Annotated in this window: 13 protein-coding genes and 1 pseudogene; 7 read left to right on the top strand and 7 right to left on the bottom strand. The window is 64.5% G+C overall.

The window, feature by feature from the left end; translation table 11 throughout:
* The first annotated feature begins 105 nt into the window (after nt 1-105).
* Nucleotides 106-423, top strand: a complete 318-nt coding sequence (locus AC0L2M_RS31340; RefSeq protein WP_128171066.1) for a DUF982 domain-containing protein — start codon at nt 106-108, stop codon at nt 421-423.
* 399 nt (nt 424-822) lie between these two features.
* Here AC0L2M_RS31340 and AC0L2M_RS31335 read toward each other — a convergent pair whose 3' ends face one another.
* From AC0L2M_RS31335 to AC0L2M_RS31310, 6 genes and pseudogenes are all read right to left on the bottom strand, one after another.
* On the bottom strand, nt 823-1,200 hold the full coding sequence (locus tag AC0L2M_RS31335) for an endonuclease domain-containing protein (protein WP_473536855.1): 378 nt from the start codon (nt 1,198-1,200) through the stop codon (nt 823-825).
* A 238-nt stretch (nt 1,201-1,438) separates the two neighbouring features.
* A complete protein-coding gene (locus tag AC0L2M_RS31330) occupies nt 1,439-2,455 on the bottom strand; it encodes an ABC transporter permease (RefSeq protein WP_473536854.1) in 1,017 nt (338 codons plus the stop codon).
* On the bottom strand, nt 2,452-4,023 hold the full coding sequence (locus AC0L2M_RS31325) for a sugar ABC transporter ATP-binding protein (protein ID WP_473536852.1): 1,572 nt from the start codon (nt 4,021-4,023) through the stop codon (nt 2,452-2,454). Before AC0L2M_RS31325 ends, AC0L2M_RS31330 begins: the two co-directional genes overlap by 4 nt.
* A 224-nt stretch (nt 4,024-4,247) precedes the next feature.
* Nucleotides 4,248-5,198 (bottom strand): substrate-binding domain-containing protein, encoded by a 951-nt coding sequence (locus tag AC0L2M_RS31320; protein WP_473536887.1) that lies wholly within the window; start codon nt 5,196-5,198, stop codon nt 4,248-4,250.
* 247 nt (nt 5,199-5,445) lie between these two features.
* Nucleotides 5,446-5,595, bottom strand: a pseudogene (locus AC0L2M_RS31315) (EamA family transporter); the annotation flags it as partial.
* A gap of 48 nt (nt 5,596-5,643) precedes the next feature.
* Complete coding sequence (locus AC0L2M_RS31310) at nt 5,644-5,850, bottom strand: hypothetical protein (protein WP_128171069.1); 207 nt, start codon at nt 5,848-5,850, stop codon at nt 5,644-5,646.
* Between the two features lie 232 nt (nt 5,851-6,082).
* On the opposite strand from AC0L2M_RS31310, the gene AC0L2M_RS31305 reads away from it, so the two are divergent.
* The gene (locus AC0L2M_RS31305) at nt 6,083-7,522 is read left to right on the top strand and encodes a LuxR C-terminal-related transcriptional regulator (protein ID WP_473536851.1); all 1,440 of its coding nucleotides are present in this window, start codon (nt 6,083-6,085) and stop codon (nt 7,520-7,522) included.
* Nucleotides 7,523-7,609: 87 nt separating this feature from the next.
* Nucleotides 7,610-7,834: a hypothetical protein gene (locus AC0L2M_RS31300; RefSeq protein ID WP_023799025.1), complete on the top strand. Its 225-nt coding sequence runs from the start codon at nt 7,610-7,612 to the stop codon at nt 7,832-7,834.
* A 22-nt stretch (nt 7,835-7,856) separates the two neighbouring features.
* Here AC0L2M_RS31300 and AC0L2M_RS31295 read toward each other — a convergent pair whose 3' ends face one another.
* Nucleotides 7,857-8,168 carry a hypothetical protein gene (locus AC0L2M_RS31295; protein WP_473536850.1) on the bottom strand — a complete coding sequence of 104 codons (312 nt, stop codon included), beginning with the start codon at nt 8,166-8,168 and terminating at the stop codon, nt 7,857-7,859.
* Here AC0L2M_RS31295 and ligD point away from each other — a divergent pair.
* The 4 genes from ligD to AC0L2M_RS31275 all read left to right on the top strand — a co-directional run bounded on the left by ligD (nt 8,167) and on the right by AC0L2M_RS31275 (nt 13,625).
* Nucleotides 8,167-10,653 (top strand): DNA ligase D, encoded by a 2,487-nt coding sequence (gene ligD, locus AC0L2M_RS31290; protein ID WP_473536849.1) that lies wholly within the window; start codon nt 8,167-8,169, stop codon nt 10,651-10,653. The two genes, AC0L2M_RS31295 and ligD, sit on opposite strands and share 2 nt — an antisense overlap.
* An 89-nt stretch (nt 10,654-10,742) precedes the next feature.
* A complete protein-coding gene (ku, locus tag AC0L2M_RS31285) occupies nt 10,743-11,657 on the top strand; it encodes a non-homologous end joining protein Ku (protein WP_287173086.1) in 915 nt (304 codons plus the stop codon).
* 14 nt (nt 11,658-11,671) lie between these two features.
* Entirely contained in the window at nt 11,672-12,757 is a 1,086-nt protein-coding gene (locus tag AC0L2M_RS31280) for a tetratricopeptide repeat protein (RefSeq protein ID WP_473536886.1), read from the top strand.
* Nucleotides 12,758-12,980: 223 nt separating this feature from the next.
* A complete protein-coding gene (locus tag AC0L2M_RS31275; protein WP_473536848.1) occupies nt 12,981-13,625 on the top strand; it encodes an alpha/beta hydrolase family protein in 645 nt (214 codons plus the stop codon).
* Nucleotides 13,626-13,627 lie beyond the last annotated feature (2 nt).

Genomic DNA, 13,627 nt, shown 5'->3' with positions numbered 1-13,627 from the left:
GCCCAACGCGTCGGGGCCGGCCAGGAGGAGCATAAATGATTGCCGCGCGCATGCCTGCGCCTGTTGCGTTGGAATGGAGACAGTTGAACCGGAAAGGAGAGTGTCATGGACCGTTCTTCTTTTGAAAAGCCGGTCACCATCCTTACCGGCCTCGGCACGCCGACCAGGATAGAAAGCGCGGCTGAGGCCCATGCGCTGCTTGCCGACTGGCCGCGGGCGAGCCGGACGGCCGCGCATGACATCGCCGCCAAAGCCTGCCGGGCGGCGATGGACGGAGAGATCGACGCCGAGACGGCGCGGGCGACCTTCGTGGCGTTCGCCCGCCGCAACGATCTTCTCGCGCCGCTGACGAGTCCTACCGTTGCCGGCGGGACAGTCATCGATTGGGCAACGCGTTCGCAGCGTCTCAACGCACCGGCATGAACGCGGCTTTTCCCCAAGTTGGAGAATGGCGAAAGCCGCAGCAACATCCAATCTCCCCCCTTGAGGGGGAGATGTCCGGCAGGACAGAGGGGGTGCCTCGCGCCAACGTTGCGCATCTCCGCGCCTGCCAAGCCGGCTACGATCACGACCTCGCGCATCTGGCGCATGTGCCGCGGTTACGGGGAGGTACGGATAGTGGTGCGCTGCCTTTGATCTCTCCGCCCTACGGTCGAGGACCCCCCTCTGTCCTGCCGGACATCTCCCCCTCAAGGGGGGAGATTGGCAGCTTCGCCGGTAGCGCTTCTTCTGACATTGGCGAAAGCCGAAGCGACATCCAATCTCCCCCTTGAGGGGGTACTGCCCCGCCAGCGTTGCGCGATCCAGGTCCGCGACCAACACTCAACACAGGTCTGCGCCTGCCAGGCCGGCTACGATCACGATGTGCTGGCAGACATTGTCGATGTCGCGAATGACGTCGTCGTTCCAGAAACGCAGGATGGTCCAGCCAATCGCCTCCAGCCTCGAGCTTCTGTAAGCATCCGATGCCGAGGCTTCGGCCTGAGCGTGCTGGGAGCCGTCGAGTTCGACGATCAGCTTTTTGTCCGGACAGGCAAAATCGACAATGTAGCCGGCTATCGGCATCTGTCGCCGAAACGCCAATCCCATGAGACGGTGCGCCCTGATCTCGTTCCAGAGCTTCAGCTCGGCGTCCGTTATGGTCTTGCGCATCTTGCGCGCATTGCCGCGGTTGTTCGAAGGTACGTGATAGTGGTTCACTGCTTCTATTCCCTCCGCGCGAAACTTGCCTATCCCTATGCGCCGCGCTTGAACACCCCCCTCTGTCCTGCCGGACATCTCCCCCCTCAAGGGGGAGATTGGCAGCTTCGCCGGTAGCGCTTCTTCTGAGATTGGCGAAAGGCGAAGCGACATCCAATCTCCCCCCTTGAGGGGGGAGATGTCGGGTAGGACAGAGGGGGTACTGTCCCGCCGACCTAGGTCTGTATTGCCCCTCGGACTACCGCCTTACCCGCGATTTCAGCCAGCGGTCGAAGGCCACGGCGAGGATCAGGATCAGGCCGATGACGATGCTTTGCGTGTAGGACGAGACGTTGTTGAACTGCAGCCCGTTCTGCAGCACGCCGATCAGTGCCGCACCCACCACCGTGCCGCCGACCGAGCCGATGCCGCCGAACAGCGAGGTGCCGCCGATGACCACCGCCGAGATCACGGTCAGCTCGTAGCCGATGCCGGCGACGGCTTCCGAGGAATTGAGCCTGGCCGATAGCACGAAGGCGGCAAGGCCGGCGAAGAAGCCGACGATGATGTAGACCGAGATCAGGATGCGGTCGACGCGCAGGCCGGACAGCCGCGCCGCCTCGGCATTGCCGCCGACGGCGTAGACGGCGCGGCCGTAGCGCGTGTATCGCAGGACGATGTGGCAGAGGATCGCCGCCGCCGCGAAGATGATCGCCGGCACCGGCACCGGGCCGATCAGCCCGGTGCCGAACCAGCGCATCGAAGCGTCGAAGCCGGAGATCGGGCCGCCATTGGAGATCGTCAGCGTCAGGCCGCGAAAGACGGTGAGGCCGCCGAGCGTGACGACGAAGGGCGGCACTTTCAGCCGGGTGATGGCAAAGCCCTGGACGCCGCCGGCCAGGGCGCCGACGACGACGGCAGCCAGAAGGGCGGCGAACCAGCCAAAGCCTTGTGCGCCGGACGTCGACAGCGACAGCGTGTTGGCGGTGCCGCCCTTGGCCACCACCGCCGCGACCATGCCGCAGAAAGCCAGCAGCGAGCCGACCGACAGGTCGATGCCGGCGGTGAGGATGACGAAGGTCATGCCGAGCGCGATCAGCCCGGTGATCGAGATCTGCCGCATGATGTTGAAGATGTTGATCGGGTCGATGAAGCTCGGCTTCAGCACGGTGAAGACGACGATCAGCAGCGCCAGGAACATCAGCGGTCCGAAGCTCATCAGCAGGCGCGCGACATTGATGCCGCCGTGCTGGCTCTGTTCGGTCGTGCTGGTCATTGCGTCGCTTCCTGCGTTTGATCGAGCGCCATCAGTTCCATCAGTTTTTCCTCGGTCGCCTCGATGCCTGGCATCTCGCCGGTGATGCGGCCGCGCCGCATGGTGACGATCCTGTCCGACACCGCAAGCACTTCGGGCAATTCCGACGAGATCATCATGATGGCGATGCCGCGCCCGGCGAGCTGCACCAGGATCTGGTGCACCTCGGCCTTGGCGCCGACATCGACGCCTCGCGTCGGCTCGTCGACGATCAGCACCTTGGGGTCGCGCGCAAGCCAGCGGGCGAGGATGACCTTCTGCTGGTTGCCGCCGGACAGCCCCTCGATGGGCTGCTCGGGCGAGGCCATGCGGATCGACAGCGTTTTTCTGTAGCTCGCCAGCGCCTGGCGCTCGCGGCGCTCGGCCATGAAGCCGAGAGCGTTGGAGTAGCGGCCGAGCGCTGCGACGGAAAAGTTGGTGAGAATGCCGAGCGCGGCGAAGATCGCCTGATGCTTGCGGTCTTCCGGCACCAGGCCGATGCCGAGGGCGATGGCGTCGGCGGGTGTTTCAGGCGCGATCGTCTTGCCGTCGAGGGAGATGGTGCCGGCGGCGATGCGGTCGGCGCCGAAGATGGCGCGGGCAAGCTCGGTGCGGCCGGAGCCGACAAGGCCGGCGACGCCGAGGATCTCGCCGGCCTTGAGGTCGAGATCGATGCCCTCGAGCACGATGGCATGCGGCGCCTGCGGATCGCGCACCGTGCGCAGGCCGCGCACCGAAAGCCTGACGTCGCCGGCGACATCGCGCAGCGTCGGCCTGGCATAAAGTTCGGACGCGGCGCGGCCGACCATTTTCTCGATGATTTTCGGCAGCTTGATCGGCCCGCCATCGCGGTCGAGATGGCCGGCCAGCCTGCCGTCGCGCAGCACCGTCATGCGGTCGCAGATCGCAGAGGCCTCTTCCAGCCGGTGGGTGACGAACATGATGGCGACGCCGTCCTTGCGCATCCGGCCCATGATCGACATCAGTTTTTGCACTTCGGTTTCGGTCAGCGCCGAGGTCGGCTCGTCCATGATGATGAGCCGGCTCTTCAGCGACAGCGCGCGGGCGATCTCGACCAGCTGCTGCTCGGCCACCGACAGCGCAGACACCGGCGTCGCCGGGTCGAGGTCAAGGCCGACGCGGGCGATGATCGCGCGCGAGTCTACCTCCATCTTCCGCCAGCTGACCAGGCCGAAGCGCCCGAGCGGCGCGCAGCCGATAAAAATATTCTCCGCCACGGTCAGCGTCGGGATCAGGCTCAGTTCCTGGTAGATGGTGACGATGCCGAGGCGCTTGGCATCCTGCGGATTGTGCGGATTGAATTCTACGCCGTCGAAGACGATGCGGCCGCTGGACGGCGGCATCACGCCGGACAGGATCTTGAGCAGCGTCGACTTGCCGGCGCCGTTCTCGCCGAGCAGGCCGAGGATTTCGCCGGGCCGAACCTCGAGCGAGACATCGCTCAGCGCGGTGACGCCGGCAAAACGCTTGGTCACGCCCTCGACGGCGAGGAGGGGGGTATTGGGCGACGCAGTGGCTTCGGCTGGCAAAAGCTTTTCCCTCGATGCAGTTGTTCACGCCGCGCTTGAACACCCCACTCTGTCCTGCCGGACATCTCCCCCTCAAGGGGGGAGATCGGATGTCATGGCCGCTTTCGCTAATCTTCGGCGTTGAAGAAAGGGCGACGCGTTGAAACTGCCAATCTCCCCCCCTTGAGGGGGAGATGGCCGGCAGGCCAGAGGGGGGTGCTGTCCCACCGGCCTCGCCAATTGGCCTACTTCGTCTCGCCCAGCCTTTCCGCCTTGTCGAGATTGTCCTTGCCGATGACGATCGGCGTCAGCAGCACGAGCTTTTCCTTCGGCTCGGTCTTGTCCCTGGCATAGGCGACGGCGATCTGCACCGCGGTGCGCGACTGCTCGCCGGGGAACTGTTCGACGGTGCCGGCCAGCTTGCCGTCGCGCACGGCGACCAGCGCTTCGGGAAGCGCATCGAAGCCGTAGATCTTGACGTCGGTAAAGTTGCGCGCCGCGCAGGCTTCGACCGCGCCCAGCGCCATGTCATCATTGGCGCAGATGATCGCGTCGGGCTTGCCGTTGGCGGCCAGGCCGGCCTCGGTGACGGAGAGCGCCTCGGCGCGGGCGAAATTGGCGGTCTGCTCGAAGATGATCTGGTACTTGTCCTTCATTGGGTCGAGGACGTTGTGCACGCCCTTGTTGCGATCGATCGCGGGCCCGGCACCTGGCTGGCCCTGCAGATGGAAGATCTTGGCGCCGTTCGGGAAAGCCGCCACCAGGGCCTGCGCTTCGGCCTCGCCGCCCTTGACGTTGTCGGCGCCGACATGGGCGAGGATGCCTTCGACCCCGTCGACGCGGCGGTCGATGGTGACGACGGGGACGCCGGCCTGGATCGCTTGCTCGATGGCCGGGGCCAGCGCGTTGACGTCGAGTGGCGAGATGACGATGGCGTTGACCTTCTGCACGAGCGCTGCCTCGATATCGGCGGTCTGCTTGGGCGCCGAGTTCTGGCCGTCGCTTTCGACAAGATTGACGCCCTGCGCCTGAGCTTCCGCCTTGATCTGGTTCAGCATGTGCACGAAGAACGGAAAGCCGAGGCTCGGCACCGAACCAAGAATGGTCAGCTTGTCCTGGGCGAAAGCCAGTTGCGGAGCGGCCAGCGCCATCGTGCCCATCGCCACGGACGACAGCAGGAATTCACGTCTGTTGATCAATTTAGTCTCCTCCCACATGAGCGCATGAACCCGAAAACCGGTTCCGGTTTTCCGAAAATTCCTGCGTCGATCCAGAAATGGAGTGTCCTTTGAGCGCCCAGGGGGACGCAACGGCGCTCCAGCCGGTCCACCGCGACGTTCTCCTCCGCTCGGCGCCGGCGGGCGGATGCTAGCCAAGGCGGGAGATTTGCGCAAGAACGGGCGGATCCGACACAGGGCCGCGTGATGCCAACGCCGCCGATGCGGGCGCGGCCATGAGTCCCGCGATCAGGCAGCGCATGCCCACGGCGCTGAGCGGATCGAGATGATCCAGCACAGTCTTCTGCGCAACATTGCCGAAGCCCCAAAAGGCAGCGGCAAGCAGAAGCAGACAGTTGGCCTGCACCTTCGACATATCGATGTCTCGGCAAAGCTTGCGCCGCAAAGGGCGGATCGCTGGTTGCTAGCGGGCGGCGAGCTTGTCCCACCGCTTGCAATACAGGCGGACGCCGACGGGCATGATCTCATAGCCGGCGTCATTCAACTGCAGCTTCATCTCCTCGAAATGCCGCTTTGAGCCGCTGACGATCGATTCAGGCGTGTAGTCCCAGCCGTTGCGGGCGGCATTGGCCAGAATGTCGGCATAGAGGCGCATGCTCGTGATTTTCACATCCGATTCCAGCACCTGCCTGCATCCTCTAGCGAACGACGGCGACTGGGCGGCGGAAAAACTCAAGATCGTGCATGCCAGCATTATCGAAACAGGACGCATGGAAACCTCCCCCGGATTGCCGCTTTTTGCGGCAAACGACCTTGCAATTTGTGCGCCTGCGACGGCATCGGGCAGATGCAGTATTCGGCCTCCTGCATTTGTAGTATTCTGTCCTGGGACGGGTTCCACCATGACGGTCAATGACGCTTCGAAAGCGCAGACGCTCGATGCCTTGTCGGGTCGCGAGCGCGCGGTCGCGGAAAAATTCGCAACCGGCATGACCTATCGCGAAATCGGCAATGCACTTTTCATTGCCCCGACCACTGTTCGCACCCACCTTGCGGCCATCTACGAAAAACTTGGCGTGCGCACCAAGATCGGACTCGCGGCGTATTTTGCCGGCGCTTCCGGCGCTCGGCCGGGCGGGCAGTCAGCCCCGTCGGACGCTCCGCCGGTGCTCGCCATATTTCCGATTGAATGCCTGAATTCCGAAGAGCGCTGGCGCCGCTTTGCCGACGGCCTGTCGTCAGACATCACCATCAACCTGGCGCGATACGCTGGCTTGCCTGTCATCGCGTTCCACACGATGAAATCGCTGGGCAGCAAGCCGGCCGATTTCGCGGCGGACGGCAAGGCGCTCGGCGCCACCTATTTCGTATCGGGCCAGTTGCGTGCGGACGACCAGAGGATTCGCTTGACGATAGAGCTTGCCGATGCCCGTAGCGGCGTCGACCTGTGGAGGGAGCGTTACGACCGCCCGGCCGAGGACATTTTCGCGCTGCAGGACAGCCTGGCCGAAAGCATCATCAACGTGTTCGCCGGCAGTTACGGAACGCTGGCCACGGTCGGCCGCAATGCGGCTCGCCGCAAGCCACCGGCCAGCTTGCGGGCCTATGATTTTTATCTGCTTGCGGTCGAACAGCACACCACGTTCAGCAGCGCCGGCAATGCCGAGGCGATCCGCTTGTTTTCGCGCGCGCTGGAGCTTGATCCTACCTTCGCCAACTGCTGGGCCGAACTCGCCTACGCCTATTCGATCGAGGCCTGCAACGGCTTTGGCGACGACCTGCTGACGTCGATCGAGAACTGGCGGATCACGGCCGAAAACGCCTTGCGCCTCGACCCGACGGACAGCTGCGCCCACGCATGCCTCGGCAATGTCAGGGCATGCCTTGGCGATCTCGAAGGAGCGGAGCGCGCGCACCGGCGGGCTCTCGAATACGGCTCCAACCACGCCGGCATACTGCTGCTGCTGGCCGGCAGCAAAGCGCTTGTCGCCGGCGATCCAGCCGAGGCGATCCCGCTCATCGAGCGTGCCATGCGCCTCAATCCATTGGCCCCGCACTGGTATTTCGGCATGCAAGGCCGCATCCTGTTTGCCGCCGGCAGGCATCGGGAAGCTGTCGCGGCGCTCCGCAGGAGTTCGCCGGAGTCGCCGGACGTGCTGATGTTCCTGGCGCTTTCGCATGCGGCCATGGGCGAGACCGGCGAGGCGGCGCGCGCCGCGGCCCGCTTGAGAGCCGAATTTCCAGGCTTTTCGGTCGAACGCTTCATCGCAGGCTATCCGGTTACCAACCGGGACGCCTTGCTTGCCATCCGCCACGCTGCCGAGCTGGCGAAGCTGCCGTAGGCAAGTTGAAAAATTGACACAACCGTCTGTCTCGGCCATCCTTATGCCAGCCGTCTTCTCCTGCGGCGGCGTGTGTATGAGCAGTCCATGGCCAGTTCCGTCACCAGCCAGAATTCCAAGCGCGCTGCAGTGCGCAGGGCGCTCGGCCGCCACAAGGTCTACATCACCGCACAGAGCTTTTCCGCCGGCGCCTACAAGGCGCGTGTCCTCGTCGACGGCGAGGCTTATTGGGTCGACGAATTCCGGCTGAGCCAGCTCCAGCAGGGTCTGTCGCCTGCCGAGCTCGAATTGACGCCGGCCACCGACGATTGAGCCCGTGACATCCATCCCTTCGTCATCCCAGGGCGGAGCAGGAGCAAAGCGACGTCGCGGAGACCTTGGGATCCATGCCGTGACAGCGGAGCGCCGCTGCGATGGAATTTTGATGCTGGCGGGACAGCGCCCCCTCTGTCCTGCCGGACATCTCCGCCGCGAGGGGAGATTGGATGTCACGAATGCTTTCGCCAATCTCCAACGTCGAAGAAGAGGCGCCAAGGCAGAAGCTGCCAATCTCCCCCCTCGTGGGGGAGATGTCCGGCAGGACAGAGGGGGGCGCGAAGGAATGAGACGCTGGTTGCTGACTGCCGCGCGCTTCGGTCTTTGACATGCCAGCTCCTTCCAAACTCAAGGCCTATCGCGCCAAGCGCGAATTCAGCAAGACGCCGGAGCCCGCCGGCGGGCCGGTTGCCGCAGAAGGCAATCGCTTCGTCGTGCACAAACACCATGCTACCGCCGACCATTACGATCTTCGCCTGCAGGTCGGCGACGTGCTGAAGAGCTGGGCGGTGCCTCGCGGCCCGTCGCTCAATCCGGCCGACAAGCGGCTGGCGGTCGAGACCGAGGACCATCCGCTTGAATATATCGACTTCGAAGGCGTCATTCCCGAGGGCGAATATGGCGGCGGGCCGATGATCGTCTGGGACATCGGCGTCTGGGCGCCGATGGACGATGTCGAAAAGAGCTTGCGCACCGGCTCCTTCAAATTTCGTCTCGCCGGCGAGAAGCTGAATGGCGGCTGGATGCTGACCAGGCTGAAACCGAAGCCCGGCGAGGATGAGGGCAAAAAGAACTGGCTGCTGTTCAAGGAGCGCGACCTCGCCGCCGACGCCAGGCTCGACATACTGGAAGCCCGGCCGGAAAGCGTCAAATCCGGCCGTCGCATCGAGGAGCTGGTGGCAACCCCGAAGCCTGCCGCAAGGCCTGCGAAACCGGTGGCATTGAAACCCGGTGCGCTGCCGGGCGCAGTCAAGGCGCCGCTGCCTTCCCGGATCGAGCCGCAGCTGGCCACGCAGGTTCCGAAGCCGCCGGGCGGCGAAAGCCCTGCCGAAAAAACGCGCGAAATCTGGCTGCACGAGATAAAATTCGACGGCTACCGCACCATGGCGCATCTGGCCGACGGCGCGGTCGAATTGATCACCCGCGCCGGCCTCGACTGGACCAGGCGCTATGGCGACTTGCCGCATGCCTTTGCCAGGCTGCCCTGCCGCGATGCAATCGTCGACGGCGAAGTCGTTGCGCTCGACGCCAGGGGCATCAGCCGCTTCGCGCTGCTGCAGGATGGATTGGCGCAAGGAGCCGGCAACAAGCTCCACTTCTATGCCTTCGACCTGTTGTATCTCGACGGCTGGGACCTGAGAAAAGTGCCGCTCGGCCGGCGCAAGGCGCTGCTGTCGCAATTGCTGTCCGGCCTGGGCGCCAACTCCGCCATCCAGTTCTCAGACCACGTCGAAGGCGATGGCCAGGCGCTCTACGACCAGGCCTCCGAGATGGGGCTGGAAGGAATCGTCTCCAAGCGCGCCACCGCGATCTACCAGAGCGGCCGCACCAAGACCTGGACCAAGACCAAGGCGCTGAAGACCGGCGATTTCGTCATCGCCGGCTACACCACCTCCGCTGCAGCCGAGGGCCTGGCCGCACTCGGGCTCGGCGAATTCGAGGATGGCGAGCTGCACTATCGCGGCAAGGTCGGCACCGGCTTCGACGCCGCCACCGCCACCGCGTTGCTGGCCCGGCTGCAGCCGCTGCGCGCCGGCGCGTCTGCACCCGAAGGCGTTCCACGCGAAATCATGCGCGAGATGAAGTGGGTGCGGCCGCTGCTTTCGGCCCATATCCACTATGCCAACCGGACCACCGACAATGCGCTGCGCCATGCCGTGTTCCGCGGGCTGCGCGACGTCGGCCTGTCGACGCCTGTATCGGCCAAGCGCAAGCGGCTGATCGCCGAGGCCGACCTTGCCACGATCTGGGTGACCAACCCGACGCGGCGGCTGTTCGGCAGAACCGGACCGACCAAGCTCGACATCGCCGTCTATTATGCGCTGGTCGGCGACTTCATGCTGCCGCATATTTTGGGCCGCCCGGTGTCACTGGTGCGCTGCCCGACCGGCAAGCCGCAGGACTGCTTCTTCCAGCGCCATGCCTTCACCGGCATGCCGAAATCGGTGGCGACTTTCGAGGCGACCAATTCCGAGGGCGAGACCAAATCCTACCTGTCGGTCGAGGATGCCAAGGGCTATCTGGCGCTGGCGCAGTTCGGCGTCGTCGAGTTCCACACTTGGGGCACCCATCGCACGCGGCTCGACAGACCGGACCTGATCGTCTTCGACCTCGATCCGGGCGAGGGGGTTAGCTGGCGCGAGGTGGTCGAGGCGGCGGTGCATATCCGCGCCGAACTGGAGGCGATGGGGCTGGTGCCGTTTGCCAAAACCTCGGGCGGCAAAGGCATCCACATATCAGTGCCGGTGACGCAAAAACAGAACTGGAAAAAACTGCACCAGGCGACCAGCGCCATCTCCTCGGCATTGGCCGCCACCGCGCCCGACACCTTCACCACCACCATGGGCAAGGACAACCGCAAGCGGCGCATCTTCATCGACTTTCACCGCAACGCGCGCGGCCACACTTCGGCGGCACCCTATTCGCTGCGCGCCCGCACAAACCTGCCGGCCTCGACGCCGGTGAGTTGGTCCGATCTGGAATCCATCGACGCTCCGGAAGATTTGAATTATTCTTCACTGCCGGGGCTTCTGGCCACCTCCGGCGATCCCTGGGCCGACATGGAAGATTTCGCTAGGGATTTGCCGGTATTGTGAGGGCGATGTAGGTTTTGCGCAGCGTCGTTCGTCCTTTGGACGAAGCGCTGCGAAATGTTCGACGGTGCACGGCCGCGTAGGAGAGTTTCATGGCGCCCAGGGCAAGTTGGAAAGGTTACCTCAAGCTCAGTCTCGTCAGCTGTCCGGTCCGGCTGTATCCGGCGACGAGTGCCAGTGAGCGGATCAGCTTCAACCAGCTGCACAAGGACACCCACAACCGCATCAACATGAAGCCGGTCGATCCCGAGCTCGGGCTGGTCGAGCGCTCGGATCTGGTCAAGGGCTACGAATACGAGGACAAGCAGTACATCATCATCGACGATGCCGACCTCGAGGCGGTGCGCATCGAATCCAACCACACGATGAATATCGAAGCCTTCGTCGACGAGCATTCGGTCGACGTCATCTATCAGGACGCGCCCTATTATCTGGCGCCGGATGGCGCCATGGCCGAGGAAACCTTCGCGGTGCTGCGCGAAGCGATGCGCAAGTCCGGCAAGTTGGCGATCGCGCGGCTGGTGCTGTCCAGCCGCGAGCGCGTGGTGACGATCGGCGCGCGCGAGAACGGCATGTTCGTCTGCACCTTGAGGAACCCGAACGAAGTGCGCGGCACGGCTGAATATTTCGGCAACATCCCGGCCGGCAAGCCCGACCCCGAAATGCTGCAGCTTGCCGAAGCGCTGATCAAGCAGAAGGAAACCACCTTCGATCCGAAGAACTACGAGGATCGCTATGAGATCGCGCTGATGGCGATGATCCGCGAGAAGCTCAAGGGTCACAAGCCGATCATCGCCGCCGCGCCCGAGCGCGGCAACGTGATCAATCTGATGGATGCGCTGAAGGCCAGCCTGTCGCAATCGGCCAAGCCGCCGGCCAAGAGCAAGAGCAAGGCCGATGAAGCGGCGAAACCGGCAACGAAATCCGCCAGGGGCGGCGCCGGCGCGGCCAAGGAAAATCCGCTCAAGGCCAATCTGCTCAAGGCCGTCGGCAAGAGCAAAGGGTGACAGCGCCCACCGGTATGATTTCCGGCAGCGTCTTCGGCGCGATCGGCGCGCTGGCGGCGTTCCCGCTGAGGCTGGCGGCGCGTGAAGTCGAGCGCCGGCAGGGCCAGTTGCGACGCGGCGTCAACAGGCGCACCAGCCATGTCGTGTTCGGCCGCACGCTTCTGGCCAAGGCCGGGGATGCCGAGATCGAGCGCCGCGTCGCCGCCGAGCGTGCGGCCGGGCGCAAGCTGATCAGCGAAAACGGTTTTTTGCGCCTGCTCGGGCTGATCAAGGCGCCGGAGGCTTCGGCGCTGCCCAGGCAGTCGCTCATTGACCAGTCGCGGCTTGCCGCCGCCGACCTCGACCTGTTGTCGCTTTTCGATGCCTTCGAGCATGATGGCGAACCCTATTCGTTTCGCGACCTGATCCTGGCCCGCAAATATGCCGGGCTGATTGCCGGCGGCGCCTCGTGGGGGGCGATCGCGCGCTCGGTGCACCGCTGCGGTCCGATCGCCTCGCTGACCGCCAAGTCGCTGAATGTCGGCTCGCAGCATGGGCGTGCCGATCAGATCTACCTCGAGGGCGGCCAGAGCGAACTCGACGGCCAGCTGCTGTTCGATTTGGGGTCGCCGGATGACGACACGCTGGAAGAAATGTTCGCCGACGCCGAAGCCGCGGAAGAGGCTGAAGACCACGAGCAGGCGGCAGCACTCTACCAGCGCTGCCTGGCCATCGATTCGGGCGATGCGATCGCGGCCTTCAACCGCGCCAACTGCCTGCGCGCCGCCGGACGCGCGGCCGAGGCGGCGCACGACTATGCCCGCGCCATCAAGTGTGACCCCGGCTTTGTCGAGGCCTGGTTCAATTTGGCCGGGCTGATGAGCGATGAGGGTCGCGAGGCCTCGGCGCGGCGGCACCTGCAGAAGGCGATAGCGCTCGACCAAAACTATGCCGACGCGGTGTTCAACTTGGCAAGGCTGGAGTTCGACGCCGGCAACCTCGCCGAGGCGCGGCGGAACTGGTCGCGCTATCTCGAGCTCGACGCCGGCTCCGAATGGGCGCGGATGGCGGCCAAGGGTATTCAGTTCATCAATTTGCAGCTGGCGCGGATGTCGGGGTGAGGGCTCGTTTGGTCGCGCTTGAACACCCCCCTCTGTCCTGCCGGACATCTCCCCCTCAAGGGGGGAGATTGGCTGTCACCGACGGTTTCGCCAACTACCACCGTTGGGGAGTGGGCGGGGAGACGAAGCTGCTAATCTCCCCCCTTGAGGGGGAGATGGCCGGCAGGCCAGAGGGGGGTGGGACGGAACGCGGCCTCTATAAGTGGGATGAGTGGGCCGCCCCATGACCACCTTCCTCTACGACGGCCCAGACACCGCTCCCATCACCATCCTGCTCGCCCATGGCGCCGGCGCGCCGATGGATTCTGCCTCGATGAATGCCACGGCAAAAGCGCTGGCCGAAGCCGGGTTCCGCGTTGCGCGCTTTGAATTCCACTACATGGCGGCCCGCCGCTACGGCCACCGCAAGCCGCCGCCGCGCGCCGAGACGGTGAACCCGGAATACATCAAGGCGATCGCCGACCTCAGGGCGAAGGGCGTGAACGGGCCGCTCATCATCGGCGGCAAGTCGATGGGCGGCCGCGTCGCTTCGATGATCGCCGACGAGATGTTTTCGAAGGACGAGATTTCAGGGCTGCTTTGCCTCGGTTATCCCTTCCATCCGCCGGGGAAACCGACGCAGCTTCGGACAAAACACCTCGCCGGTCTCAAGACGCCGACATTGATTTTTCAGGGCACACGCGACGAATTCGGCACCAGGGACGAGGTCGCGACCTACGATCTTTCCGACACCATCGAAATGCGGTGGCTGGAAGATGGCGACCACGATTTGAAGCCGCGCAAGAGCATCTCCGGCTTCTCCACTGCCGATCATCTGAAGACACTCGCCGATGCGGTGAAGGCGTGGACCGAGCGCATCGTGCGCTGAAG

The sequence above is a fragment of the Mesorhizobium sp. WSM4806 genome, assembly GCF_055811635.1.
Note: the sequence above shows the minus strand (reverse complement) of the source record. Positions and strands in the feature narration are given on the sequence as shown.

Excerpts from the sequence above, each read along its gene's own strand:
- AC0L2M_RS31305 (WP_473536851.1), top strand. The coding sequence starts at position 6,083 with ATGACGGTCAATGACGCTTCGAAAGCGCAGACGCTCGATGCCTTGTCG.
- ligD (WP_473536849.1), top strand. The coding sequence starts at position 8,167 with ATGCCAGCTCCTTCCAAACTCAAGGCCTATCGCGCCAAGCGCGAATTC.
- ku (WP_287173086.1), top strand. The coding sequence starts at position 10,743 with ATGGCGCCCAGGGCAAGTTGGAAAGGTTACCTCAAGCTCAGTCTCGTC.
- AC0L2M_RS31300 (WP_023799025.1), top strand. The coding sequence starts at position 7,610 with ATGGCCAGTTCCGTCACCAGCCAGAATTCCAAGCGCGCTGCAGTGCGC.
- AC0L2M_RS31330 (WP_473536854.1), bottom strand. The coding sequence starts at position 2,455 with ATGACCAGCACGACCGAACAGAGCCAGCACGGCGGCATCAATGTCGCG.
- AC0L2M_RS31275 (WP_473536848.1), top strand. The coding sequence starts at position 12,981 with ATGACCACCTTCCTCTACGACGGCCCAGACACCGCTCCCATCACCATC.
- AC0L2M_RS31340 (WP_128171066.1), top strand. The coding sequence starts at position 106 with ATGGACCGTTCTTCTTTTGAAAAGCCGGTCACCATCCTTACCGGCCTC.
- AC0L2M_RS31280 (WP_473536886.1), top strand. The coding sequence starts at position 11,672 with ATGATTTCCGGCAGCGTCTTCGGCGCGATCGGCGCGCTGGCGGCGTTC.
- AC0L2M_RS31295 (WP_473536850.1), bottom strand. The coding sequence starts at position 8,168 with ATGTCAAAGACCGAAGCGCGCGGCAGTCAGCAACCAGCGTCTCATTCC.